The organism is Klebsiella aerogenes (genome assembly GCA_029027985.1).
GTDB classification, from domain to species: Bacteria; Pseudomonadota; Gammaproteobacteria; order Enterobacterales; family Enterobacteriaceae; genus Klebsiella; species Klebsiella aerogenes_A.
The window spans coordinates 2,012,852-2,036,378 of record CP119076.1 but is presented as its reverse complement, the minus strand read 5'-3'; the positions used below and the strand labels follow the sequence as shown (position 1 = coordinate 2,036,378).

Annotated in this window: 18 protein-coding genes, 2 tRNA genes, 1 other RNA gene and 1 pseudogene; 8 read left to right on the top strand and 14 right to left on the bottom strand. The window is 52.4% G+C overall.

Features of this window, described 5'->3' with window-relative positions:
• Nucleotides 1-5: 5 nt before the first annotated feature.
• The 5 genes and pseudogenes from oppC to PYR66_09635 all read right to left on the bottom strand — a co-directional run bounded on the left by oppC (nt 6) and on the right by PYR66_09635 (nt 5,288).
• Entirely contained in the window at nt 6-914 is a 909-nt protein-coding gene (gene oppC, locus PYR66_09655; GenBank protein ID WEF29929.1) for an oligopeptide ABC transporter permease OppC, read from the bottom strand.
• Nucleotides 915-928: 14 nt separating this feature from the next.
• Nucleotides 929-1,849, bottom strand: coding sequence for an oligopeptide ABC transporter permease OppB (oppB, locus tag PYR66_09650; protein WEF29928.1), 921 nt, complete (start codon nt 1,847-1,849; stop codon nt 929-931).
• A gap of 84 nt (nt 1,850-1,933) precedes the next feature.
• On the bottom strand, nt 1,934-3,565 hold the full coding sequence (gene oppA, locus PYR66_09645; protein ID WEF29927.1) for an oligopeptide ABC transporter substrate-binding protein OppA: 1,632 nt from the start codon (nt 3,563-3,565) through the stop codon (nt 1,934-1,936).
• A 754-nt stretch (nt 3,566-4,319) separates the two neighbouring features.
• On the bottom strand, nt 4,320-4,967 hold the full coding sequence (locus tag PYR66_09640) for a YchE family NAAT transporter (protein WEF30403.1): 648 nt from the start codon (nt 4,965-4,967) through the stop codon (nt 4,320-4,322).
• Between the two features lie 183 nt (nt 4,968-5,150).
• Nucleotides 5,151-5,288, bottom strand: a pseudogene (locus PYR66_09635) (hypothetical protein).
• Nucleotides 5,289-5,446: 158 nt separating this feature from the next.
• On the opposite strand from PYR66_09635, the gene adhE reads away from it, so the two are divergent.
• Nucleotides 5,447-8,125, top strand: a complete 2,679-nt coding sequence (adhE, locus tag PYR66_09630) for a bifunctional acetaldehyde-CoA/alcohol dehydrogenase (GenBank protein ID WEF29926.1) — start codon at nt 5,447-5,449, stop codon at nt 8,123-8,125.
• A gap of 186 nt (nt 8,126-8,311) precedes the next feature.
• On the opposite strand, the gene tdk is transcribed toward adhE, so the two are convergent.
• On the bottom strand, nt 8,312-8,932 hold the full coding sequence (gene tdk / locus PYR66_09625) for a thymidine kinase (GenBank protein ID WEF29925.1): 621 nt from the start codon (nt 8,930-8,932) through the stop codon (nt 8,312-8,314).
• A gap of 553 nt (nt 8,933-9,485) precedes the next feature.
• Between tdk and hns the strand changes: the two genes are divergently transcribed.
• Nucleotides 9,486-9,893: a DNA-binding transcriptional regulator H-NS gene (gene hns, locus PYR66_09620; GenBank protein ID WEF29924.1), complete on the top strand. Its 408-nt coding sequence runs from the start codon at nt 9,486-9,488 to the stop codon at nt 9,891-9,893.
• Nucleotides 9,894-10,041: 148 nt separating this feature from the next.
• On the opposite strand, the gene galU is transcribed toward hns, so the two are convergent.
• The 3 genes from galU to rssA form a co-directional block, all read right to left on the bottom strand.
• Nucleotides 10,042-10,944, bottom strand: coding sequence for a UTP--glucose-1-phosphate uridylyltransferase GalU (gene galU / locus PYR66_09615; GenBank protein ID WEF29923.1), 903 nt, complete (start codon nt 10,942-10,944; stop codon nt 10,042-10,044).
• Between the two features lie 198 nt (nt 10,945-11,142).
• Nucleotides 11,143-12,156: a two-component system response regulator RssB gene (gene rssB / locus PYR66_09610; GenBank protein WEF29922.1), complete on the bottom strand. Its 1,014-nt coding sequence runs from the start codon at nt 12,154-12,156 to the stop codon at nt 11,143-11,145.
• Between the two features lie 89 nt (nt 12,157-12,245).
• Nucleotides 12,246-13,145, bottom strand: coding sequence for a patatin-like phospholipase RssA (rssA, locus tag PYR66_09605; GenBank protein WEF29921.1), 900 nt, complete (start codon nt 13,143-13,145; stop codon nt 12,246-12,248).
• A 110-nt stretch (nt 13,146-13,255) separates the two neighbouring features.
• Between rssA and PYR66_09600 the strand changes: the two genes are divergently transcribed.
• The 5 genes from PYR66_09600 (at nt 13,256) to PYR66_09580 (ending at nt 15,144) form a co-directional block, all read left to right on the top strand.
• Nucleotides 13,256-13,714, top strand: coding sequence for a YchJ family protein (locus PYR66_09600; protein WEF30402.1), 459 nt, complete (start codon nt 13,256-13,258; stop codon nt 13,712-13,714).
• 44 nt (nt 13,715-13,758) lie between these two features.
• Complete coding sequence (purU, locus tag PYR66_09595) at nt 13,759-14,601, top strand: formyltetrahydrofolate deformylase (protein WEF29920.1); 843 nt, start codon at nt 13,759-13,761, stop codon at nt 14,599-14,601.
• 159 nt (nt 14,602-14,760) lie between these two features.
• Nucleotides 14,761-14,845 (top strand) — tRNA-Tyr (locus PYR66_09590).
• A gap of 43 nt (nt 14,846-14,888) precedes the next feature.
• Nucleotides 14,889-15,021: non-coding RNA, RtT sRNA (locus PYR66_09585), on the top strand.
• Between the two features lie 38 nt (nt 15,022-15,059).
• Nucleotides 15,060-15,144 (top strand) — tRNA-Tyr (locus PYR66_09580).
• Nucleotides 15,145-15,321: 177 nt separating this feature from the next.
• On the opposite strand, the gene PYR66_09575 is transcribed toward PYR66_09580, so the two are convergent.
• Nucleotides 15,322-15,765, bottom strand: coding sequence for an Lrp/AsnC family transcriptional regulator (locus PYR66_09575; protein WEF29919.1), 444 nt, complete (start codon nt 15,763-15,765; stop codon nt 15,322-15,324).
• A 107-nt stretch (nt 15,766-15,872) separates the two neighbouring features.
• On the opposite strand from PYR66_09575, the gene PYR66_09570 reads away from it, so the two are divergent.
• Entirely contained in the window at nt 15,873-16,769 is an 897-nt protein-coding gene (locus tag PYR66_09570; GenBank protein ID WEF29918.1) for a DMT family transporter, read from the top strand.
• On the opposite strand, the gene narI is transcribed toward PYR66_09570, so the two are convergent.
• The 4 genes from narI to PYR66_09550 are packed head-to-tail and all read right to left on the bottom strand — an operon-like array spanning nt 16,766 to nt 23,425.
• Entirely contained in the window at nt 16,766-17,443 is a 678-nt protein-coding gene (narI, locus tag PYR66_09565) for a respiratory nitrate reductase subunit gamma (GenBank protein ID WEF29917.1), read from the bottom strand. The two genes, PYR66_09570 and narI, sit on opposite strands and share 4 nt — an antisense overlap.
• Complete coding sequence (gene narJ, locus PYR66_09560; protein ID WEF29916.1) at nt 17,443-18,153, bottom strand: nitrate reductase molybdenum cofactor assembly chaperone; 711 nt, start codon at nt 18,151-18,153, stop codon at nt 17,443-17,445. The genes narI and narJ overlap by 1 nt, the downstream gene beginning before the upstream one ends.
• Nucleotides 18,150-19,685, bottom strand: a complete 1,536-nt coding sequence (gene narH / locus PYR66_09555) for a nitrate reductase subunit beta (GenBank protein WEF29915.1) — start codon at nt 19,683-19,685, stop codon at nt 18,150-18,152. Before narH ends, narJ begins: the two co-directional genes overlap by 4 nt.
• Nucleotides 19,682-23,425, bottom strand: a complete 3,744-nt coding sequence (locus tag PYR66_09550; protein WEF29914.1) for a nitrate reductase subunit alpha — start codon at nt 23,423-23,425, stop codon at nt 19,682-19,684. Before PYR66_09550 ends, narH begins: the two co-directional genes overlap by 4 nt.
• Between the last annotated feature and the right edge of the window lie 102 nt (nt 23,426-23,527).

Sequence of the window (23,527 nt, the reverse complement as noted above, 5' to 3'; positions counted from 1 at the left end):
GCTCCTTAGCGGTCTTTCGGGTCGAGGGCATCACGCAGGCCATCGCCAATAAAGTTGAAACAAAACAGCGTTACCACCAGGAAACCGGCCGGGAATAACAGCAACCACGGCGACACTTCCATCGAGTTGGCGCCATCGCTCAGCAGCGCGCCCCAACTGCTCAGCGGCTCCTGGGTCCCCAGACCGAGGAAGCTCAGGAAGGATTCGAACAGAATCATGCTCGGTACCAGCAACGAGGCGTAAACCACCACCACGCCGAGCACGTTCGGCACGATATGGCGAACGACGATGTTCAATGTAGAAACCCCACCGACCTGCGCGGCTTCAATAAACTCTTTACGTTTCAGGCTCAGCGTCTGGCCGCGGACGATACGCGCCATATCCAGCCATGACACCATACCGATGGCCACAAAGATCAGCAGGATGTTCTGACCGAAGAAGGTCACCAGCAGGATCACGAAGAACATGAACGGGAAGGAGTTGAGGATTTCCAGCAAACGCATCATTACCGAGTCCACTTTGCCGCCGAGATAACCGGAAAGCGAACCATAGAGCGTACCGAGAACCACCGCCACCAGCGCCGCGGCGACACCGACCATCAGCGAAATACGCCCGCCAATCGCCACACGCACCAGCAGATCGCGGCCGGATGAGTCAGTACCAAAGTAGTGACCGGATTCCATATCCGGCGCGTTGGACATCATCCCCCAGTCGGTATCGAAATAGGAGAACTGAGACAGCATCGGGGCAAGCGTCACGAACAGCGCGATAATCACCAACACAATCAGGCTGGCCACCGCCGCGCGGTTGTGCATAAAGCGACGGCGCGCATCCTGCCACAGGCTACGGCCTTCAACTTCCAGCTTCTCACTGAAGTTCTCCAGCGCCTCGCTGTTTTTCTTACTTAACATCATGGCGAACTCCGGCTTCAGTAGCGAATTTTCGGATCGATAACGGCATACAGCACGTCGACGATCGCGTTAAACAGAATGGTCAGCGCACCGACCAGTATCGTCAGGCTGAGCACCAGCGAGTAGTCGCGGTTAAGCGCCCCGTTGACGAACAGCTGGCCGATCCCCGGCAAGCCATAGATCGTTTCGATAACCATTGAGCCGGTAATAATGCCGACAAATGCCGGTCCCATATAAGAAAGCACCGGCAACAACGCAGGCTTCAGCGCATGGCGGAAAATAATTCTGCGCATCGGCAGACCTTTTGCCCGCGCGGTACGGATGAAGTTCGAGTGCAGAACTTCAATCATCGATCCGCGGGTAATACGGGCGATACTGGCGATATACGCCAGCGATAACGCCACCATCGGTAAGATCATGAACTTCAGCGCCCCGCCGTTCCAACCGCCGCCCGGCAGCCAGTGCAGCGTGATGGCGAAAATCATCACCAACAGCGGCGCAACCACGAAGCTGGGTATGACGACGCCGGTCATTGCCACCCCCATAACCGCGTAATCCCATTTGGTATTCTGTTTTAACGCCGCAATAACCCCGGCGCTGACGCCAAGAATCACGGCTAATAAGAAGGCCGCAAGACCTAATTTGGCGGAAACCGGGAAGCTTGAAGCAACCAGATCATTCACCGAGTAGTCTTTATATTTAAAGGAGGGACCGAAATCACCGTGCGCCAGCTGCTTCAGATAATTGAAGTACTGGGTCATGATGGGGTCGTTTAAATGGTATTTCGCTTCAATGTTCGCCATCACTTCCGGCGGCAGCGTGCGTTCACCGGTAAAAGGGCTACCCGGCGCGAGGCGCATCATGAAGAAAGAGATAGTAATAAGAATGAATAGCGTCGGAATCGCTTCCAGACAGCGACGTAATATGAATTTTAACATTGCCCGTACCTTCTGGCCTGTGCCTATCGAGTGCGATGAATTCAGACACGGTGGGGCAAGCGATGCCTGCCCCACGTCTTGCCATTAATGTTTGATAATATACAGATTTTTCACGTAAATATTATCCAACGGGTCTTTGCCGGTATAGCCGCCCACCCACGGTTTAACCAGGCGCGCGTTAACGTAGTAGTAGACGGGAACGATCGCCGAGTCTTTATCCAACTGCTGCTCAGACTGTGCGTACAGGTCGGCACGTTTCGCTTCGTCGGTCACCTGCAGGGTATCGCCGATGATTTTGTCGAACGCCGGGCTCTTATAGTGCGCGGTGTTGTTAGAGCTATCGCTGAGCATGGTGTTCAGGAACGAAGTTGGTTCATTGTAGTCAGCACACCAACCGGCGCGCGCGACATCAAAGGTGCCCTGATGACGGCTGTCGAGGAAGGTTTTCCACTCCTGGTTTTCCAGCTTAACGTTAGCGCCGAGGTTTTTCTTCCAGATTGACGCAACGGCGATAGCCAGCTTTTTATGCAGATCGGAGGTGTTGTACAGCAGGTTAAAGGTCAGCGGCTTGTCAGCGGTATAGCCCGCTTCCGCCAGCAGTTTTTTCGCTTCTTCATTGCGTTTATCCTGCGACCACTTGAACCACTCCGGCTCAACTAACTTCATGCCGTCAGTGTAAGGCGGGGTATAGCTATAAGCTGGCAGATCGCCCTGATTTTTCACTTTATTAACGATAATATCGCGATCCAGCGCCAGCTTAAGCGCTGTACGAACGCGTACGTCAGTAAATGGCGCCTTCTGGTTATTGATTTCGTAATAATAAGTACACAGATATGGATCGACGTGAACTTCTTTCGGGATCTCTTTTTTCAGCTTCTGGAACAGTTCAATCGGCATGTTGTTATAAGTCATGTCGATTTCACCGCTGCGGTAGCGGTTCACATCAGTAACTTCAGAAGAAATTGGCAGGTAAGTGACCTGGTTAATCACAGTTTTAGCGTTATCCCAGTAATGGGTATTACGCTCCAGCACAATACGTTCGTTAACCACCCAGTCTTTCAGCTTATAAGCGCCGTTGGTGACAATATTCGCTGGCTGAGTCCATTTCTCACCATATTTTTCGATAGCGGCTTTAGGGACTGGAGAAACGGATGGGTGGACAAGGAGTTTATAGAAATAAGGAACCGGTTCGCTCAGCGTGACTTCAAAGGTGTTGTCGTCGATAGCTTTGACGCCGAGGTCAGTTGCTGGTTTTTTCCCGGCGATAATGTCATCGACGTTAGCAACATGGCCGTACTGTAGATAGCTGGCGTAAGGGGATGCGGTTTTCGGATCCGCCAGCCGCTGCCAGCTGTAAACGAAATCTTGCGCGGTAACGGGTGAACCATCGGACCATTTGGCATCTTTACGAATATGGAAGGTCCATACTTTAAAATCTTTGTTATCCCACGATTCGGCAACACCCGGAATAGGATGGCCGTTAATATCGCCAATCACTAACCCTTCAAACAGATCGCGGTTAATGTTGGACTCCGGAACGCCTTCGATTTTATGCGGATCCAGAGATTGCACCTCTGCCCCGTTATTACGCACCAGCGTTTGTTTATCCGCTAGCTGCACCCCTGCAGGGACATCCGCTGCCATGGCAACATTCGCGGTGATTAGCGCAGATAAAATTCCCGCGGCTACCAGACTTTTTTTAGTGATGATGGTCATGTGTTGTTACTCCACTCATTATAATTACTGGATATTTAACCAGCCTGTTATTTTTTCCCTTTTAGGGATTCTGTACAGTGCAGGAGTCTTTGCTGCTGTCAGATTTTACCGCTTGCTATCACCGACTTATTTATTACGACCGCTCAAACGGCAGCCTTGACGTCGATTCTTTTCCCCTGTTCGGCGGGTAATTTCGGCACAATGAGTTATTTAATAATAATTCTCATTTGCGCGTATTGTTTAGTTAACGATCAGGCCGGAAAGTACCAAAACGGTTTCTTGTCCGCCAATGCAATTTGCAAATATGTTACCGGATTCTCTTTTATTGTTTTTTTAGCTGCCATCAGTGAACGATTATCAAGGTTAAATTTGCAAAAAAATGATGACTTATCAATCTGATACGAGAACCCTGTCCATTCATGCGCTCTGTATGCCCGATAAGTTGCTTTTTTGCACAAAAATTTAACAATTGTCTATTATTTAGCACATTCATCTGCTGTCATGATGAAATTACTAATATCATTTCGATGATCCGACAGCAAGCACCAGAGAATGATGTGACGAAAATAACAGTGATGAAGGGAGAAAGACAGCACGAAGGGATAGAAAAAAAAACAAATAACCATATGATAAATATAAAAATAAAACATCATTAGCAAAAGTTATTATTTGCCAGAAACATCATCTTTATGAATAACTTTTGCGAATAATCCATCACATGCGGGGCCTGCCGCCCCGCCTCTTAACCGACAAATTACCCCACCAGGCCCGGGAACAATGCCTTAATACCGGTGACGATAAATTCTATCCCTAACGCCATGAGCAACAGACCCATAATACGAGTTATCACGTTGATCCCGGTCTGCCCCAGTAATCTCACTAACCAGGGTGCCATACGGAAAATTCCCCAGCAGCAGGTGGCAAACAGCGCGATAGCGATCGAAAAACCAATGAAATGAGCAATGGAATGATAACGCGTGCCCCAGACGATGGTTGAACTGATCGCCCCGGGCCCCGCCATTAAGGGTAAGGCTAACGGCACTACGCCGATGCTTTCGCGAATCGCTGTTTCCGACTTCTCCTGCTTGTTCTGTTTATCTTCGCCAAGCTTGCCGCTAATCATCGACATGGCGATGGTCACCACCAGAATCCCACCGGCAATGCGGAAAGAATCGATGGAGATACCGAAGATCTGCAAGATACCGTCACCGAGAAACAGCGAGGTCAGCAAGATGATAGCCACCGACATATTGGCCGTCATATTAGTCTTATTGCGTACCGCTGCCGTTTGATAACTGGTCATGCTAATGAACACCGGGATAATGCCAACCGGGTTGACCAGTGCGAACAAGCCGATAAAAAATTTAAAATAAACAGAGAAATCAAACAACGGTAGGATCACGGTGTACTCCGCAGCGTCATTAAAAATGGCTGTTGACAATGTCAGTACTCATTATTCTGGCAGAAGATACCTTTTTCATTGCCACAATTCATCTCAATTATGCAATTTATGAGTGATTGATTTTACTTGTTATATATTTGTTTAGCACTTGCTATTTATTCATTAAATATGAATACATTATCATTAGCCTGGATTTGATCGGTCAATAATCAACCAGCTGAAAGGTATCAGCATCGACAAATATTGATCTAAATCACGTAATTCATACTCAGAAGTGAGTAACCTTGGTTACACCAACAGAGTGAAAGGCCACAGTACCTGAGCGATTAGCGAAACCAAGCTTTTTTAGTAAATCAGTGGGTTCAAAGCGTTAGAAATCTTTACGTTAACATTTACATGCAAGCTGTTAACAGCCTGTCTATAATGTCGAATCGAGCTACTGTTTTACTAAAAAAGTTTAACATTATCAGGAGAGCATTATGGCTGTTACTAATGTCGCTGAACTTAACGCACTTGTAGAGCGCGTAAAAAAAGCCCAGCGTGAATATGCCAGTTTCACTCAAGAACAAGTCGATAAGATCTTCCGTGCTGCCGCGTTGGCCGCTGCTGATGCTCGAATCCCTCTCGCTAAAATGGCCGTTGCCGAATCCGGCATGGGCATTATCGAAGACAAAGTGATCAAAAACCACTTCGCTTCCGAATACATTTATAACGCTTATAAAGATGAAAAGACCTGTGGCGTCCTGTCTGAAGACGACACTTTCGGCACCATCACCATTGCTGAACCTATCGGTATTATTTGCGGTATCGTTCCGACCACCAACCCGACGTCTACCGCTATCTTCAAATCACTGATCAGCCTGAAGACCCGTAACGCGATCATCTTCTCTCCGCACCCACGTGCTAAAGATGCGACGAACAAAGCGGCGGATATCGTGCTGCAAGCAGCCATTGCTGCCGGTGCGCCAAAAGATCTGATTGGTTGGATCGACCAGCCGTCCGTAGAACTGTCTAACGCGCTGATGCATCACCCTGATATCAACCTGATCCTCGCCACTGGCGGTCCAGGTATGGTGAAAGCCGCTTATAGCTCCGGCAAACCTGCTATCGGCGTCGGCGCCGGCAACACACCGGTTGTCATTGATGAAACTGCGGATATCAAACGTGCGGTCGCCTCCGTTCTGATGTCTAAAACCTTCGATAACGGCGTGATTTGCGCATCCGAGCAATCAGTTGTCGTTGTTGATGCCGTCTACGACGCCGTTCGCGAGCGTTTCGCCAGCCACGGCGGTTACCTTCTTCAGGGTAAAGAGCTGAAAGCCGTTCAGGACATCATCCTGAAGAATGGCGCATTGAACGCAGCTATCGTGGGTCAGCCAGCGGCAAAAATTGCTGAACTGGCGGGCTTCACCGTTCCGGCGACCACCAAAATTCTGATCGGCGAAGTGACTGACGTTGACGAAAGCGAACCGTTCGCTCACGAAAAACTGTCTCCGACGCTGGCAATGTACCGTGCGAAAGATTTCGAAGACGCGGTCATTAAGGCTGAAAAACTGGTCGCTATGGGCGGTATCGGTCATACCTCTTGCCTGTATACCGACCAGGACAACCAGCCGGCTCGCGTGGCTTATTTCGGCCAGATGATGAAAACCGCACGTATCCTGATCAACACCCCGGCTTCTCAGGGTGGTATCGGTGACCTGTACAACTTCAAACTCGCACCTTCCCTGACTCTGGGTTGTGGTTCCTGGGGTGGTAACTCCATCTCCGAAAACGTTGGTCCGAAACACCTGATCAACAAGAAAACCGTTGCTAAGCGAGCTGAAAACATGTTGTGGCATAAACTTCCGAAATCTATCTACTTCCGTCGTGGCTCACTGCCAATCGCACTGGATGAAGTGATTACTGATGGTCACAAACGCGCGCTGATTGTGACTGACCGCTTCCTGTTCAACAACGGTTATGCTGACCAGATCACCTCCGTACTGAAAGCGGCTGGCGTAGAAACCGAAGTGTTCTTTGAAGTTGAAGCTGACCCAACGCTGACCATCGTGCGCAAAGGCGCGGATCTGGCGAACTCCTTCAAACCAGACGTGATCATCGCGCTGGGCGGCGGTTCCCCGATGGATGCGGCAAAAATCATGTGGGTCATGTACGAACATCCGGAAACTCACTTCGAAGAACTGGCGCTGCGCTTTATGGATATCCGTAAACGTATCTACAAGTTCCCGAAAATGGGCGTCAAAGCCAAGATGGTTGCCATCACAACCACGTCCGGTACCGGTTCTGAAGTGACGCCGTTCGCTGTAGTGACCGACGACGCAACCGGACAAAAATATCCGCTGGCGGACTACGCTCTCACCCCGGATATGGCAATTGTCGATGCCAACCTGGTCATGGATATGCCGAAGTCCCTGTGCGCCTTCGGTGGTCTGGATGCCGTGACTCACGCACTGGAAGCTTACGTATCCGTGCTGGCTTCCGAGTTCTCCGATGGTCAGGCTCTACAGGCGCTGAAACTGCTGAAAGAGTACCTGCCAGCCTCTTACCATGAAGGTTCTAAGAACCCGGTTGCCCGCGAACGCGTTCACAGCGCCGCGACTATCGCCGGTATCGCGTTTGCCAACGCCTTCCTGGGCGTGTGCCACTCCATGGCGCACAAGCTGGGCTCTCAGTTCCACATTCCCCACGGTCTGGCGAACGCCTTGCTGATCTGTAACGTTATCCGCTACAACGCGAATGACAACCCAACGAAGCAGACCGCATTCAGCCAGTACGACCGTCCGCAGGCTCGCCGTCGCTACGCCGAGATTGCTGACCACCTGGGTCTGAGCGCGCCGGGCGATCGCACCGCGGCGAAAATTGAGAAACTGCTGGCATGGCTGGAAAGCATCAAAGCTGAGCTGGGCATTCCGAAATCTATCCGCGAAGCCGGTGTTCAGGAAGCTGACTTCTTGGCTAACGTTGATAAACTGTCTGAAGATGCCTTCGACGATCAGTGCACCGGCGCTAACCCGCGCTACCCGCTGATTGCCGAACTGAAACAGATTCTGCTGGATACCTATTACGGTCGCGACTTTGTCGAAGGCGAAGCCGCTGCCGTGAAAAAAGAATCTGCGCCAGTCAAAGCTGAGAAGAAAGCGAAAAAATCCGCTTAATTCACCGCATTGAAATGAACGAAGCCCCATCTGTTGATGGGGCTTTTTTTATTTTCACCGCTAATTAATCTTCGTCGGTCTTAGATACACGATGTCGTAAACTCAGCAATATCCGAATACCGGAACCGATTCCATAAAAACCCAAAAGGCGCCACCCAGGCGCCTGAAGATAGTGAAATTAAAGCATTATTCGCAGGAACGCTGCTTACTTTGCACCTGTGTTAATGAACCGGTATTCAGCGCCTCTTTATAATGCTTACGACAGACGGAAACATAGCGCTCATTACCGCCAATAACCACCTGTTCGCCTTCGTTGTAAGGACGCCCTTCCTGGTCAAGACGTAAAACCATGCTTGCCTTACGACCACAGAAGCAGATAGTTTTTAATTCAACCAGCTTATCCGACCACGCCAACAAATATTGGCTACCGCTAAATAACTCGCCTCGGAAGTCCGTACGCAAGCCATAGCACAATACAGGGATATCCAGCTCATCGACGACTTCAGAGAGCTCGTGGACCTGCTCACGGGTCAGGAACTGGCTCTCATCCACCAGTACGCAATGGATAGGCTGGCGGGCATGTTCCGCGGCAATATCGGCATATAACGAAGTTTGAGGATTATACAGACGCGCAGGCGAAGAGAGGCCGATTCTGGAGCTCACTTTACCGGAACCAAACCGATCGTCAATTTCAGCCGTATAAACGACGGTACGCATCCCTCGTTCCTGGTAATTGTACGAAGACTGCAACAGCGCAGTAGACTTACCGGCATTCATTGCAGAGTAGTAGAAATAAAGTTGTGCCATCGGCTGCGTAACCCCAATCAATGTGTTTTACGGCGCAAGTGTATCATATATTACCGCGTAGACGGCGCTTTCACCGGGGGTATTGCTGGTTGTGTTAACAGCATTGCTTTACAGAAAAATGGGATTCTTAGCAGAATGAATACCGGCAATGACGCAACGCCGTGTCAACAGAAGAGGGAAATCATTGTCGTTTCGTGCTTAACCAGCCATTCTCCAGACAACTATAATGGGCTTTGGTCGCCAATTATATTAAACATCGCCATAACTAATGCGCTAATACTGAAGGGTGATATTTATCCACACAAAGTATAAATTGACTCTCAGAAAGCCGGAAAAATCATCCTGACTCATGGTTTTAGCCATCATGCTCATACTTAAGCTATAAGCGGGAAGATGTGAAGCCGCGCGAAAATTTAACTTAAATTATTTAATCAACAAGACAAATAACAAGTAATTTTGAATTCCTTACATTCTACCCTATTGCACATCTGATTATATCGCTCTATTATTAGTTCAACAAACCACCCCACAATATAAGTTTGAGATTACTACAATGAGCGAAGCACTTAAAATTTTGAACAACATCCGTACTCTTCGTGCGCAGGCAAGAGAATGCACCCTCGAAACGCTCGAAGAAATGCTGGAAAAATTAGAAGTCGTTGTTAACGAACGCCGCGAAGAAGAAAGCGCCGCTGCTGCAGAAATTGAAGAGCGCACTCGTAAACTGCAACAATACCGCGAAATGCTGATTGCTGACGGTATTGATCCGAATGAACTGCTGAGCACCATGGCAGCCGTTAAAGCTGGCACCAAAACTAAACGTGCCGCACGTCCGGCTAAATACAGCTACGTTGATGAAAACGGCGAAACCAAAACCTGGACTGGTCAGGGACGTACTCCGGCAGTCATCAAGAAAGCAATGGATGAGCAAGGTAAAACACTGGACGATTTCCTGCTCTAATTCGCTTCTCGCTTGATATAAAAATCCCGCCACGGCGGGATTTTTTTGTTCATAGTTACCGCTACGCCATTATTGCCATAGTGAAGGAAGTCACAGGCATAAAAAAACCGGACCGCATTCCTGCGCTCCGGTCTTCATTCAGCGAATATTACTTCGCAACGGCTTGTTCCAGCCAGTCTTTAAAGTCTTTGCCAAGGGTCTTATGGCGCACGCCATATTCGACAAAGGCCTGCATATAGCCAAGCTTATTACCGCAGTCATGGCTTTTGCCTTTCATGTGGTACGCTTCGACGGTCTCTTTCTCGATAAGCATATCGATAGCGTCAGTCAGCTGAATTTCATCACCGGCTCCCGGAGGCGTTTTCGCCAGCAGCGGCCAAATATCCGCGCTCAGCACATAACGACCCACCACGGCCAGGTTAGACGGCGCAACGTCAGCTTTCGGCTTCTCAACAACACCCACCATTGGCACGCTTTCGCCCGGCTGCAGGTTTTCACCTTTGCAGTCAACAACCCCATAGGCAGTCACGTCTTCAACCGGCTCAACCATGATCTGGCTGGCGCCCGTTTCGTCAAAGCGCGCGATCATTTCCGCCAGGTTATCGCGGGTCAGATCGGACTCATATTCGTCCAGAATCACGTCCGGCAGGATCACCGCAACAGGTTCATCGCCAACCACCGGATGAGCGCACAGCACCGCATGGCCCAGACCTTTTGCCAGGCCCTGACGAACCTGCATAATCGTCACGTGCGGCGGACAAATTGACTGAACTTCTTCCAGAAGCTGACGTTTTACACGTTTTTCCAGCATCGCTTCGAGTTCAAAGCTAGTATCGAAGTGGTTTTCAATAGAGTTTTTCGATGAGTGCGTCACCAGAACAATTTCAGTAATCCCGGCGGCGATACATTCGTTAACAACATATTGGATTAAAGGTTTATCTACCAGTGGCAGCATTTCTTTCGGAATAGCCTTGGTGGCGGGTAGCATCCTGGTGCCTAATCCCGCAACCGGGATAACAGCTTTTCTTACTTTAGAATTAAGGGCGGCCATTGAAATCTCCTGGAGTGTTCGTTTTTTGAACTTAATCGTCAATAAATAACGCACCGAGTATATCAGTCTGATCAGAAAAGCCTGGTCTGAAAAGGTGTGGATACCCTCGAATTAGGACTATTACGCATAAATCCCAGCGATAGTACCACCGGAAATGTCGCCCAGGTAATCCTACCTACCAAAATTAGACCGAATTGTTCAATCCGCAGACAACATCAGACGTAAACGCCCCCCGGCACCCCAAATTTGACACTGCCATGACGTACAGCGCTGGCTAATTTGGTTGAGGTAGGCGTTTCCCAACGTTCCTAACGGAACGCCGTTGCTAATTTGAATTTGATGCTCTCCGGTATTCAGCGTGCCGTTAAGGCCAGCGGAGACCAGAATCAAATTTTTTAACCCGCTGTGATAATAACCGACCAGTAATGGGAACTGTCCCGGTAAATTTGCCTGGCGGAGTAATTGATTAACTTGTTTTAACAATCCTCCCATCTCAGGCAGACGCTGTCCTTGATGAGCTAATTGTTCCTGTAGTAAACCATTAAACAGAGCGCGTAATAATAGAGCGGCCAGCACGCCATTATCACCTGCGCGAGTGACATCCAGACAATAAAACGCTAGATCGTTTTCTGATAATGGCGCGATATCCAACACCAACCCCGGTTTATCCGCGGAGATAAGCTGGCGATAGTGAATACGGCAGTTTGACATTTCCTGCTGAACCGGCGGCTGCAGTTCCTGTAATAACCGCGAAGCCGCCTGGGGATCGCTCACCAGCGCATCCCAGTCTTCAAATAAGCGTTCTTCCTCTTCGACCCGGGAGTTAAACATCGTCGGGTACAGACAGGCAAACACCGTTTCGCGCAGACGATTAAAGTCTTTTACCGGCTTCAGTAGTATATCCTGCACGCCAAGACGCAAGGCTTTGGCAATATCTGCCATGTTTTCGGTCGCTGAAATCATCAGGATCGGCAACTGCTCGCCCTGATTGCGCACCTGCTCAACCAGTTCAAGTCCGTTCATTCTCGGCATGGAGATATCGCATATCATCAGGTCAGGCTTTGATATTGCAATTTGCTGCAGCGCCTCAATCCCATCCTCCGCCTGGCGGGTGGTGGCCCCCAGCGAAGCTAACCAGCTATCCAGGAGAGAGCGGAAAACGGGTTCGTCTTCAACTATCAGAATCTGTTTTCCCGCCAATGGCTGCGTCATGGTCTCTCCCCTGGCTGACGATAATTAAATAGTGGCACGCTATTCACGCTATCGCCTGTCAGAATTTACTTAAGTGTTGGACAAGTGCGCTACGCGGAAGTGCGCACCAAGGGTAATAATTCAGCCATTTTTTTCTCAACGGCCTGTTGTCCTGCGGCCATCGCTTCGCCGGCACGATGAAAATCGAGCGTAGAGATTTGCGGACAAAACGGTTGCAGCAGAATATCCGGCGGATCGCCCGCCATGCGATTGCGTTTAAGACGGTTTTCCAACACCTGAATCGAGGTGGACATTATCTCCATCGCCGTGGGCGTCACCGTAACGCGCCGTGAACTCATTCTCCCCAATCGGGAACGCAAACGCGAATGCCAACTGACCTCTTCTGGCGGCTCCGGGCGCGGCGACTCTATCGAAAGGAGGTCCTGCTGCATCAGGTGGGCATCATGCTGCAGATCGACGGCAATCACGATATCCGCTCCCAGAGCGCGCGTTAGCGAAACCGGGACTGGATTAACCACTGCGCCGTCCACCAGCCAATAGCCGTTATGTTTCACCGGAGACATCAGACCCGGCATACTGCAGGAAGCGCGAACCGCCATGTGCAGATCGCCCTCAGTAAACCAGAGTTCGCGTCCGGTACTCAGATTCGTGGCGACGGCGGCGAAACGACGTTCGCAGCCTTCAATTTGCGCAATGGGCATGATTTGTCGGTATTGATTGAACACGCGCTCGCCGCGCAGCAGACCGCCGCGCCGCCAGGAGAGATCCATCAAACGCAGCACGTCCCAGTTGCTAAAGGAACTGACCCACTTTTCCAGCGCCGGGAGGCGATTACCGGCGTAGGCCGCACCGACCAACGCGCCAATGGAACACCCCGCCACCACATCCACTTCAATTCCTGCCCGGTGCAACGCTTTGATCACGCCAATGTGCGACCAACCGCGTGCGGCACCAGCCCCGAGTGCTAAACCAATCTTAAGCTTTCTCATTAGTACCGATAGATATCCTTCCATTCCGAGCATGACATCTACGCCATCGCTCAGTTAACATAAAGCACGTTGGCGCTCGAGCGCCGTTATTCTTTTCCATGGAGGCGATTTTGTCGCAATTATGCCCCTGTGGCAGCGCTCTGGAGTATAGCTCATGTTGCCAGCGATATCTGGCTGGCGGTCAGCTTGCGCCAAGTCCGTCACAGCTGATGCGATCCCGCTATAGCGCATTCGTGATGAAGGATGCCGACTATTTAATCAAAACCTGGCATCCCGAGTGCGACGCGCCGCGATTTCGCGCCGATATCGAAAAAGGGTTTGCCAATACGCAGTGGCTTGGCTTGACCATTTTTGCCGCCGAAGATGGCCGTCATGCCGGTGAAGGCTTCGTGAGCTTTATTGCTCGATTTACTGAAGATAACCGCCCAGGGGCGATTATTGAACGATCCAGATTCTTAAAAGAAAACGGACAGTGGTACTATATTGATGGCACCCGACCATTAATTGGTCGTAACGACCCCTGCCCTTGCGGCTCAGGTAAAAAATTTAAAAAATGCTGCGGCCAATAGCGCCCGGCATCAGAAATAGCAAACACAACAGGATTTTCCCCGCGATGCATTCATTACAACGTAAAGTACTACGCACCATTTGCCCTGATCAGAAAGGCCTCATCGCGCGTATCACGAATATTTGCTACAAACATGAACTGAATATCGTGCAGAACAACGAGTTTGTCGACCATCGTACCGGGCGCTTCTTTATGCGTACCGAGCTCGAGGGCATTTTTAACGACGCCACCCTGCTTGCCGACCTCGATAGCGCACTGCCGGAAGGTTCAATTCGCGAACTCAATCCAGCAGGCCGTCGTCGGGTGGTGATTCTGGTTACCAAAGAAGCCCACTGCCTCGGCGATCTACTGATGAAAGCCAACTACGGCGGACTGGAGGTCGATATCGCCGCGGTTATCGGCAACCATGAAACCCTGCGCCCACTGGTTGAAGGTTTTGGTATTCCGTTTGAGTTGGTGAGTCATGAAGGACTCAGCCGCGAAGATCACGACAAACAGATGGGTGACGCTATCGCCGTTCACGATCCGGATTACGTGGTGCTGGCGAAGTATATGCGCGTGCTCACCCCTGAGTTCGTTGCCCGCTTCCCGAACAAAATCATCAATATCCATCATTCATTCTTACCGGCGTTTATTGGCGCGCGTCCGTATCATCAGGCCTATGAGCGCGGCGTGAAGATCATTGGCGCCACCGCTCACTACGTGAATGATAATCTGGATGAAGGTCCCATCATCATGCAGGACGTTATTCACGTCGATCATACCTATACCGCCGAAGATATGATGCGTGCAGGACGCGATGTAGAAAAGAACGTCTTGAGCCGCGCGCTGTACCAGGTGCTGGCGCAACGCGTCTTCGTTTACGGCAACCGAACGATTATTCTTTAATCGACAGAGAAATGAATTGGTTAGCTTTACGGCGTTACGCGTAAAAATCAGGCAACCAGTTTAATTTTGTCAAAGGAATGCTTTACAGGGGCGCGTCATTTGGTATGATGCGCCCCGCTTCCCGAGAAGGAAGCAGGCCAGTACCAAGCATTACCCCGTGGTGGGGTTCCCGAGCGGCCAAAGGGAGCAGACTGTAAATCTGCCGTCATCGACTTCGAAGGTTCGAATCCTTCCCCCACCACCATTATTCACGACAGTGATGTGGTATCACCGTAAGGCGTAAACGATGTTTGCACTTTGCGGGAAGGGTAAGAACCTTCGACCAGGGTTCGACTCAAGCGTCAGCGAGAGAACGTTGCCACAGGCAACGGCCCGAAGGGCGAGGAGCTTTAGCTCCGAGTTATCCTTCCCCCACACCATTCATTTCGCTGAATAGCCTACAATTTGATTTTACCCCTGGTGGGGTTCCCGAGCGGCCAAAGGGAGCAGACTGTAAATCTGCCGTCATCGACTTCGAAGGTTCGAATCCTTCCCCCACCACCATCTCTTCATGTAATACCCCAGCTTAATTCACCTGCGATATTCAATATTCTACCCTGTGGGGAAGGATGAGAAGCTTCGACTCGAGCGCCCTTCGCTTAGCGAGGCTACTCAACCAGGTAGCCCGGACAGGTGCGCAGCACCGCCTCCGGGAAGAATTTACACCGCAATGCTCGCGCCTCACAGCGGCGGTAACCGCCTGTTTACCGGCGAACTTTTCACCACTGAGGTATTACACTGCGCGTATTCTGATAGGCCATCCAGCAGCGCATCCAACTGCGCAATATCACGCACCACCAACCGCATCACGAAACAATCTTCCCCGGTGACCTTGTCACTTTCGATACATTCCGCCATGGCCTGGATATATTTATCCACCTTTTGCAACAACCCAGGTAACGGCCGTACCCGCACTAGCGCCTGTAGGCTATACCCCAACGCCGCCAGATTAACCCGCGCACCGTAGCCCTGAATAACGCCCCGCTCTTCAAGGCGCTTCACCCGTTCTGCGGTGCTCGGCGAAGTCAGCCCCACCTGAGCGCTCAGTACCTTAAGCGACATTCTGGCATCTTGCGTCAGGCAGGCCAGAATCGCCCGGTCTATTTCATCAATGACATAATTCATCTGTTTCACCTAATTAATAAAGGTATTCATCTTCCTTTACCTTAATTCACGCATATCAAGCTGTCAGGCTTTTCAGGAGAATAGTTGAAAACTTCTGGAGGTGAAACATGCAGATTTCTCGTGGTGTCTGGCAAATGAGCCTGGCAATGATAATTTCCGGCTCGATTGGCGCGTTTGTGCTGCTCAGCGGCTTACCGGTCATTGATGTGGTCTTCTGGCGATGCCTGATCGGCGCGCTCACGTTATTGTTATTTATCGTTCTCAGCCGCCAACCCTTCAGTCGCCTGACGCGCCTTACCTTTATGCTGGCCGTATTCGGCGGAATAGCGCTGGTCATCAACTGGCTACTGCTCTTTGCCGCCTATTCGCGTATTTCTATTGGCATGGCCACCGTGGTCTACAATACCCAGCCCTTTATGCTGGTATTAATGGGAATGCTGCTGGGTGAACGGGTGAGCGCAGCCAAATGGGGGTGGTTGTTGTTGGCCTTTGGCGGCGTGGTTATTCTGCTGTCGAGCGAGCTTGCTCCTTCGCACGGCGCAAGTCTCGCCTCCGGTATTTTGCTGGCCTTAGGCGCGGCATTCTTCTACGCCCTGACGGCCATTATCGCCCGCAAGCTGCATCCTTTACCCGCGCAGCATATTGCCTTTATTCAGGTTCTTGTCGGCACAGTCATGCTGTTGCCGCTGGTCCAGGCGCCCGAGTTTAACAGCAACTTTCCCTGGCGTTATCTGCTGATCCTCGGCATCGTCCATACCGGAATGATGTATCAGCTTTTATATAGTGCGATCCAAAAATTGCCGACGCCCGTTACCGGTTCGCTATCGTTTATCTATCCATTGGTGGCAATCGTGGTCGACTATCTGGTTTTCAACCATGCGCTGACCTCACTACAGTGCGTGGGCGGAGTGCTCATCCTGTTTGCCGCAGCGGGCAATAACCTTGGTTGGGGCGAAAAAAAACCCCGCCACGGCGGGGTTAGTCGGCAATCGCGAGTGAATTAGCGACGCGCGCGCACAATCTGGTATTTGCGCGTCAGGTACTCGACCGGCGCGCTCCAGATGTGTACCAGACGGGAGAACGGGAACAGCAGGAACAGCGTCATCCCCAGCACCAGGTGAACGCGGAAGATAAACGCGACACCATCAAGATGCTGCGAAGCACCGCCGTGGAACGTCACCACGGACTGCGCCCAGCCGACTAGTTTCATCATTTCACTACCGTCCATATGCTGGGCGGAGAATGGGATGGTCAGCAGACCCAGCGCACATTGCACCATCAGCAGCGAAAGGATCAGAATATCCGCTCCGGTAGTGGTTGCACGAACGCGCGGGCTGAGCAGACGACGTTTCAGTAGCAGCAAACCGCCGACCAGCGTCATCACGCCGCACGCACCGCCGGCAAGCATCGCCATCTTCTGCTTCACCTCAATCGGCAAGAAAGACTCATACATCCAGTGCGGCGTCAGCATACCGAGGAAGTGACCGGCGAAAATACCGAGGATCCCGATATGGAACAGGTTCGACGCCAGGTTCATCCCTTTGCGATCCAGCATCTGGCTGGAGGCAGCGCGCCAGGTGTACTGCCCGTAGTCATAGCGCAGCCAACTGCCAATCAGAAAGACGGAACCCGCAATGTACGGATAAATGTCAAAGAAGAACATATTCAGGAAGTGCATTATTGCTGTCCTCCGTTAGAGATATTCAAATATTGCGGGGCAACGGCTCCGGCAAAACGACGCTGGTGAGCGGAAATCTCCGACTCGCCGCAGCCCTGGTCAGCAAAGAATTTGACCTGTTCTTCTTCCCAGACGGCATCCAGCGCCTGCGGCGTATCGTCGCGAGCCTCGTCGGCGATCTTCTCCGCTACTTTCTGGCTGTCGACCTGTGTATTCGCCAGCTTCAGCAGCAGCTCGAACAATACCGCATAGCGGCTTTCACGCTGCTGCAGGCGGGCGCTGAGCAGACCGAGAATCGGTGCGACGTCCTGCAGACCGCCAAGCGCTTCGTCTTCCGGCAACTGCGCCAGATACTCAAGGTATAGCGGCAGGTGATCCGGCAGTTCGTGGCTATCCAGCACCAGTCCATGGCGCTCGTACTGCGCCATCAGGTCAACCATCGCTTGCCCGCGGTCGCGGGACTCGCCGTGTACGTGTTCAAACAGCAGCAGCGACGTCGCGCGACCGCGGTCGAACAGCTCGCTGTACGCCGACTGCGCATCCAGCGGATCCTGAGCGACTAAATCACGCAGGAAAACGCCCAGCGCCTGGGCATCCTCTTTGGCGAGTTTTTCCGATGACGCGAGAGCCTCGAACATCTCCTGCTGATGCTGCCATAAGGCAGCGTCAGGGTACTCGAGCAGACGCGACACAATCACGAGTTCAATCATGAGTGCGGCTCCGTTTTGCTGGTAACGTCAATGGCGTCAATACGACGACTGTTGAACAGGTTGAAGTCGCTGTCTGAACCGTGGCAGCCATCGCCAAAGGTAAAGCCGCAGCCGCTTTTCTCCGGGAAAGCATCGCGAGCTTGTTCACGATGGCTACTCGGCACCACGAAACGATCTTCGTAGTTGGCGATGGCCAGATAGCGGTACATTTCCTGCGCCTGCGCTTCGCTCAGCCCCACCTCTTCCAGCGCGCGGGTATCGACGACGCCGTCAACGGTTTCCGCACGTTTGAAGTGGCGCATCGCCAGCATACGTTTCAGTGCCAGCAGTACCGGCTGGGTATCGCCCGCAGTCAGCAGGTTCGCCAGGTACTGTACCGGAATACGCAGACTTTCTACGTCCGGCAGAATACCGTTGCTACCCAGTTCGCCCGCATCCGCCGCGGACTGAATCGGCGACAGAGGCGGCACGTACCAGACCATCGGCAGAGTGCGGTATTCCGGATGCAGCGGCAGCGCCAGCTTCCAGTCCATCGCCATTTTGTAGACCGGCGACTGCTGCGCGGCCTCAATAACGCCCTGCGGTACGCCATCTTTCAGCGCCTGCTCAATCACTTTCGGATCGTTCGGATCGAGGAACACGTCCAGCTGACGCTGATACAGATCTTTCTCGTTCTCGGTGCTGGCTGCGTTTTCAATCGCGTCCGCGTCATACAGCAGTACGCCGAGGTAGCGGATACGGCCGACGCAGGTTTCAGAACAAACCGTCGGCATCCCGGATTCAATACGCGGGTAGCAGAAGATGCACTTCTCGGATTTACCGCTCTTCCAGTTGAAGTAGATTTTTTTGTACGGACAGCCGGTGATACACATGCGCCAGCCGCGGCACTTGTCCTGGTCGATCAGCACGATACCGTCTTCTTCACGCTTATAGATGGCACCGCTCGGGCAGGTTGCTACGCACGCCGGGTTCAGGCAGTGCTCGCACAAGCGCGGCAGGTACATCATGAAGGTGTTTTCGAACTGGCCGTACATCGCCTTCTGCATGTTGTCGAAGTTCTGATCTTTGGCGCGTTTTTCAAACTCGCCGCCGAGAATTTCTTCCCAGTTCGGACCGCTGGTAATTTTGTCCATGCGTTGGCCGGTAATCAGCGAACGCGGGCGCGCGATCGGCTGATGTTTGCTTTCCGGCGCGTTGTGCAAGTTCTGGTAGTCAAAATCAAACGGCTCGTAGTAATCATCGATCCCCGGCAGATGCGGGTTCGCGAAAATTTTACCCAGCAGCATCGCGCGGTTGCCCATACGCGGCTGCAGCTTACCGTTGATTTTGCGGATCCAGCCGCCTTTCCATTTTTCCTGGTTTTCCCAGTCGTTCGGGAAACCGACGCCAGGCTTACTTTCAACATTGTTGAACCAGGCGTATTCCATCCCTTCACGGCTGGTCCAGACGTTTTTACAGGTAACGGAGCAGGTGTGGCAGCCGATGCATTTATCGAGATTCAGCACCATGCCGACTTGTGAACGAATTTTCATTTTACGCTCTCCTGTACCTGGTCATTGCCTTCACCGTCTAACCAGTTAATGTTCTTCATCTTACGTACCACTACAAACTCATCACGGTTGGAACCAACGGTGCCGTAGTAGTTAAAACCGTATGCCAGATGGCCATAGCCGCCGATCATGTGAGTCGGTTTTGGCGTAATACGGGTGACCGAGTTATGGATACCGCCGCGCTGACCGGTGACTTCAGAACCCGGCAGGTTAACGATACGTTCCTGTGCGTGGTACATCATGGTCATCCCGGCTGGTACGCGCTGGCTCACTACCGCACGCGCCGTCAGGGCGCCGTTGGCGTTGAACACTTCGATCCAGTCGTTATCTTCGATACCCAGATCTTTTGCATCCGCTTCGCTCATCCAGACGATCGGACCGCCGCGTGACAGGGTCAGCATCAGCAGGTTATCGCTGTAGGTCGAGTGGATACCCCATTTCTGGTGCGGCGTCAGGAAGTTCAGCGCCTTCTCCGGATTGCCGTTGGACTTCTCACCCATCACCGCTTTCACCGAACGGGTATCAATCGGCGGACGATAGACCAGCAGGCTTTCTCCGAAGTCGCGCATCCACTGGTGATCCTGATACAGCGACTGACGGCCGGACAGCGTACGCCACGGGATCAGCTCATGAACGTTGGTATAACCGGCGTTATAGGAAACGTGTTCGTCTTCCAGACCAGACCAGGTCGGGCTGGAGATGATCTTACGCGGCTGCGCCTGAATATCGCGGAAGCGGATCTTCTCGTCTTCTTTGTTCAACGCCAGATGCGCATGTTCGCGGCCGGTAATTTCGCTCAGCGCTTTCCACGCCTTCACCGCCACCTGGCCGTTGGTTTCCGGCGCCAGAGTGAGGATCATCTCAGCGGCATCAATGGCGGTTTCCAGCTTCGGCTGTCCTTTCGCCGGGCCTTCGGCCTTGGTGTAGTTGAGCTTACGCAGCAGGTCCATTTCGCTCTGGGTATTCCAGGCGATGCCTTTACCACCATTGCCGATGGTTTCCAGCAGCGGGCCGATCGAGGTGAAGCGCTCGTAGGTCGCCGGATAATCACGCTCAACCGGAATAATATGCGGTGCGGTTTTGCCCGGGATTAGCTCGCATTCGCCTTTCTTCCAGTCTTTAACATCAAACGGCTGCGCCATTTCAGCGGCGGAGTCGTGCTGAATCGGCAGCGTGACGACGTCAGTTTCTTTGCCGAGGTGGCCCACGCAGACTTCGGAGAATTTTTTCGCGATACCTTTATAGATATCCCAGTCACTCTTCGATTCCCAGGCCGGATCAACAGCGGCAGACAGCGGGTGAATAAACGGATGCATATCCGAAGTATTCATGTCGTCTTTTTCGTACCAGGTCGCAGTCGGCAGCACGATGTCGGAGTACAGGCAGGTGCTCGACAGACGGAAGTCGAGGGTCACGACCAGGTCCAGCTTGCCATCGAGGCCGTTATCCCGCCATTCGACTTCTTCCGGCTTCACGCCGCCCTGCTTGCCAAGGTCTTTGCCCTGAATGCCATTCTCGGTACCCAGCAGGTACTTGAGCATGTATTCATGGCCTTTACCGGAAGAGCCCAGCAGGTTGGAACGCCAGATAAACAGGTTACGCGGATGGTTTTTACCGTTTTCCGGCTGTTCGGCCGCAAAACGAATAGAACCTTCTTTCAGCGACTTCACGGTGTAATCGACCGGGGTCATACCAGCTTTCTTCGCTGCTTCCGCGATACGCAGCGGGTTCACGCCTAACTGCGGCGCCGACGGCAGCCAGCCCATACGCTCTGCGCGTACGTTGAAGTCGATCAGGTGTCCGCTGTAGCGGGATTTATCCGCCATCGGCGACAGCAGTTCCTGCGCGGTAACGGTTTCATAGCGCCACTGGCTGGAGTGGTTATAGAAGTATGACGTACTGTTCATGTGGCGTGCCGGACGCTGCCAGTCAAGACCGAACGCCAGCGGCTGCCAGCCGGTCTGCGGACGCAGTTTTTCCTGGCCAACGTAGTGCGCCCAACCGCCGCCGCTCTGACCGACGCAGCCACAGAAGACCAGCATATTGATCAGCCCGCGGTAGTTCATGTCGAGGTGGAACCAGTGGTTCAGGCCTGCGCCGACGATAATCATCGAACGACCGTGCGTTTTATCGGCGTTATCGGCAAATTCGCGTGCAGTGCGGATGATGTGCGCGCGGGATACGCCGGTGATCTTCTCAGCCCAGGCCGGGGAGTACGCCTTCACATCATCGTAGCTGGTCGCGCAGTTTTCATCGTTCAGACCGCGTTCCAGACCGTAGTTAGCCATGGTCAGATCATAAACGGTGGTCACCAGCGCGGTAGAACCATCGGCCAACTGCAGGCGTTTCACCGGCAGTTTGTGCAGCAGGATGTTTTCGAGGTCAACTTTGTTGAAGTGCTCGGAACCTTCGCCGCCGAAGTACGGGAAACCGACATTGGCGATATCGTCATGGCTGCCAAGCAGGCTCAGGCGCAGCTCAATTTCATCACCGGTTTTACCATCGCGCTGTTCGAGGTTCCATTTCCCTTTGTCACCCCAGCGGAAGCCCAGTGAGCCGTTCGGCACGGTCATTTCGCCCTTCTCGTCAAAGGCGACGGTTTTCCATTCCGGATTCTGTTCCTGGCCCAGGGAGTCAACCAGGTCGGAAGCGCGCAGCATACGGCCAGCGGCATAGTAGCCGTCACGCTCCTCAAGTGTCACCAGCATTGGCATGTCGGTATAGCGACGCACATAATCGGTGAAATACTGGCTCGGTTTATCGAGGTGGAACTCACGCAGCATGACGTGGCCCATCGCCAGCGCCATCGCGGCATCGGTACCCTGTTTCGGCGCCAGCCACAGATCGCACAGCTTGGCGATTTCAGCGTAGTCCGGGGTAATCGCCACCGTTTTGGTTCCCTTATAACGAACTTCAGTAAAGAAGTGCGCATCCGGGGTACGGGTCTGCGGAACGTTGGAGCCCCAGGCGATGATATAGCTGGAGTTGTACCAGTCGGCGGATTCAGGAACGTCGGTCTGTTCACCCCAGGTCATCGGCGACGCTGGCGGCAGGTCGCAGTACCAGTCGTAGAAGCTCAGGCAGGTGCCACCGATCAGCGACAGATAACGCGCGCCAGAAGCGTAGGAGACCATCGACATCGCCGGGATCGGCGAGAAGCCGGCCACGCGGTCCGGGCCGTACGTTTTCACGGTATAGACGTTAGAAGCGGCAATCAGCTCGTTGACTTCTTTCCAGGAGGAGCGGACAAAACCGCCGCGACCGCGGGCTTGCTTGAAGCTTTTGGCTTTATCGGCATCTTCAATAATTGAAGCCCAGGCATCAACCGGATCGCTGTGCTGGACTTTTGCTTCACGCCACATCTTCATCAGACGCTTGCGCATCAGTGGGTATTTCAGGCGGTTAGCGCTGTACAGATACCAGGAGTAGCTGGCGCCGCGCGGGCAGCCACGCGGTTCGTGGTTCGGCAAGTCCGGGCGGGTACGCGGATAGTCCGTCTGCTGGGTTTCCCAGGTGACGAGACCATTTTTGACATAAATTTTCCAGCTGCATGAGCCGGTACAGTTTACACCGTGAGTGGAACGCACGATTTTGTCATGCTGCCAACGCTGGCGGTATCCATCCTCCCAATCCCGGTTGGTTTTAAGAAGCTGGCCGTGCCCATCGGCAAAGGTTTCACCCTTCTGTTTGAAGTAGCGAAACCGGTCCAGAAATTTACTCATCGGGTTTCTCCTGATATGGAGCCTGGCGGCTCTCTGATAAATCGACATTGCTGGATTTGCAGCGAAAATAGCGCTATGTAAGAAGAGGAGAATTGATGGCGA

Excerpts from the sequence above, each read along its gene's own strand:
- adhE (WEF29926.1), top strand. The coding sequence starts at position 5,447 with ATGGCTGTTACTAATGTCGCTGAACTTAACGCACTTGTAGAGCGCGTA.
- oppA (WEF29927.1), bottom strand. The coding sequence starts at position 3,565 with ATGACCATCATCACTAAAAAAAGTCTGGTAGCCGCGGGAATTTTATCT.
- narJ (WEF29916.1), bottom strand. The coding sequence starts at position 18,153 with ATGATTGAACTCGTGATTGTGTCGCGTCTGCTCGAGTACCCTGACGCT.
- galU (WEF29923.1), bottom strand. The coding sequence starts at position 10,944 with ATGGCCGCCCTTAATTCTAAAGTAAGAAAAGCTGTTATCCCGGTTGCG.
- rssB (WEF29922.1), bottom strand. The coding sequence starts at position 12,156 with ATGACGCAGCCATTGGCGGGAAAACAGATTCTGATAGTTGAAGACGAA.
- hns (WEF29924.1), top strand. The coding sequence starts at position 9,486 with ATGAGCGAAGCACTTAAAATTTTGAACAACATCCGTACTCTTCGTGCG.
- PYR66_09550 (WEF29914.1), bottom strand. The coding sequence starts at position 23,425 with ATGAGTAAATTTCTGGACCGGTTTCGCTACTTCAAACAGAAGGGTGAA.
- oppC (WEF29929.1), bottom strand. The coding sequence starts at position 914 with ATGATGTTAAGTAAGAAAAACAGCGAGGCGCTGGAGAACTTCAGTGAG.
- PYR66_09575 (WEF29919.1), bottom strand. The coding sequence starts at position 15,765 with ATGAATTATGTCATTGATGAAATAGACCGGGCGATTCTGGCCTGCCTG.
- oppB (WEF29928.1), bottom strand. The coding sequence starts at position 1,849 with ATGTTAAAATTCATATTACGTCGCTGTCTGGAAGCGATTCCGACGCTA.
- narH (WEF29915.1), bottom strand. The coding sequence starts at position 19,685 with ATGAAAATTCGTTCACAAGTCGGCATGGTGCTGAATCTCGATAAATGC.
- narI (WEF29917.1), bottom strand. The coding sequence starts at position 17,443 with ATGCACTTCCTGAATATGTTCTTCTTTGACATTTATCCGTACATTGCG.
- tdk (WEF29925.1), bottom strand. The coding sequence starts at position 8,932 with ATGGCACAACTTTATTTCTACTACTCTGCAATGAATGCCGGTAAGTCT.
- rssA (WEF29921.1), bottom strand. The coding sequence starts at position 13,145 with ATGAGAAAGCTTAAGATTGGTTTAGCACTCGGGGCTGGTGCCGCACGC.
- PYR66_09570 (WEF29918.1), top strand. The coding sequence starts at position 15,873 with ATGCAGATTTCTCGTGGTGTCTGGCAAATGAGCCTGGCAATGATAATT.
- purU (WEF29920.1), top strand. The coding sequence starts at position 13,759 with ATGCATTCATTACAACGTAAAGTACTACGCACCATTTGCCCTGATCAG.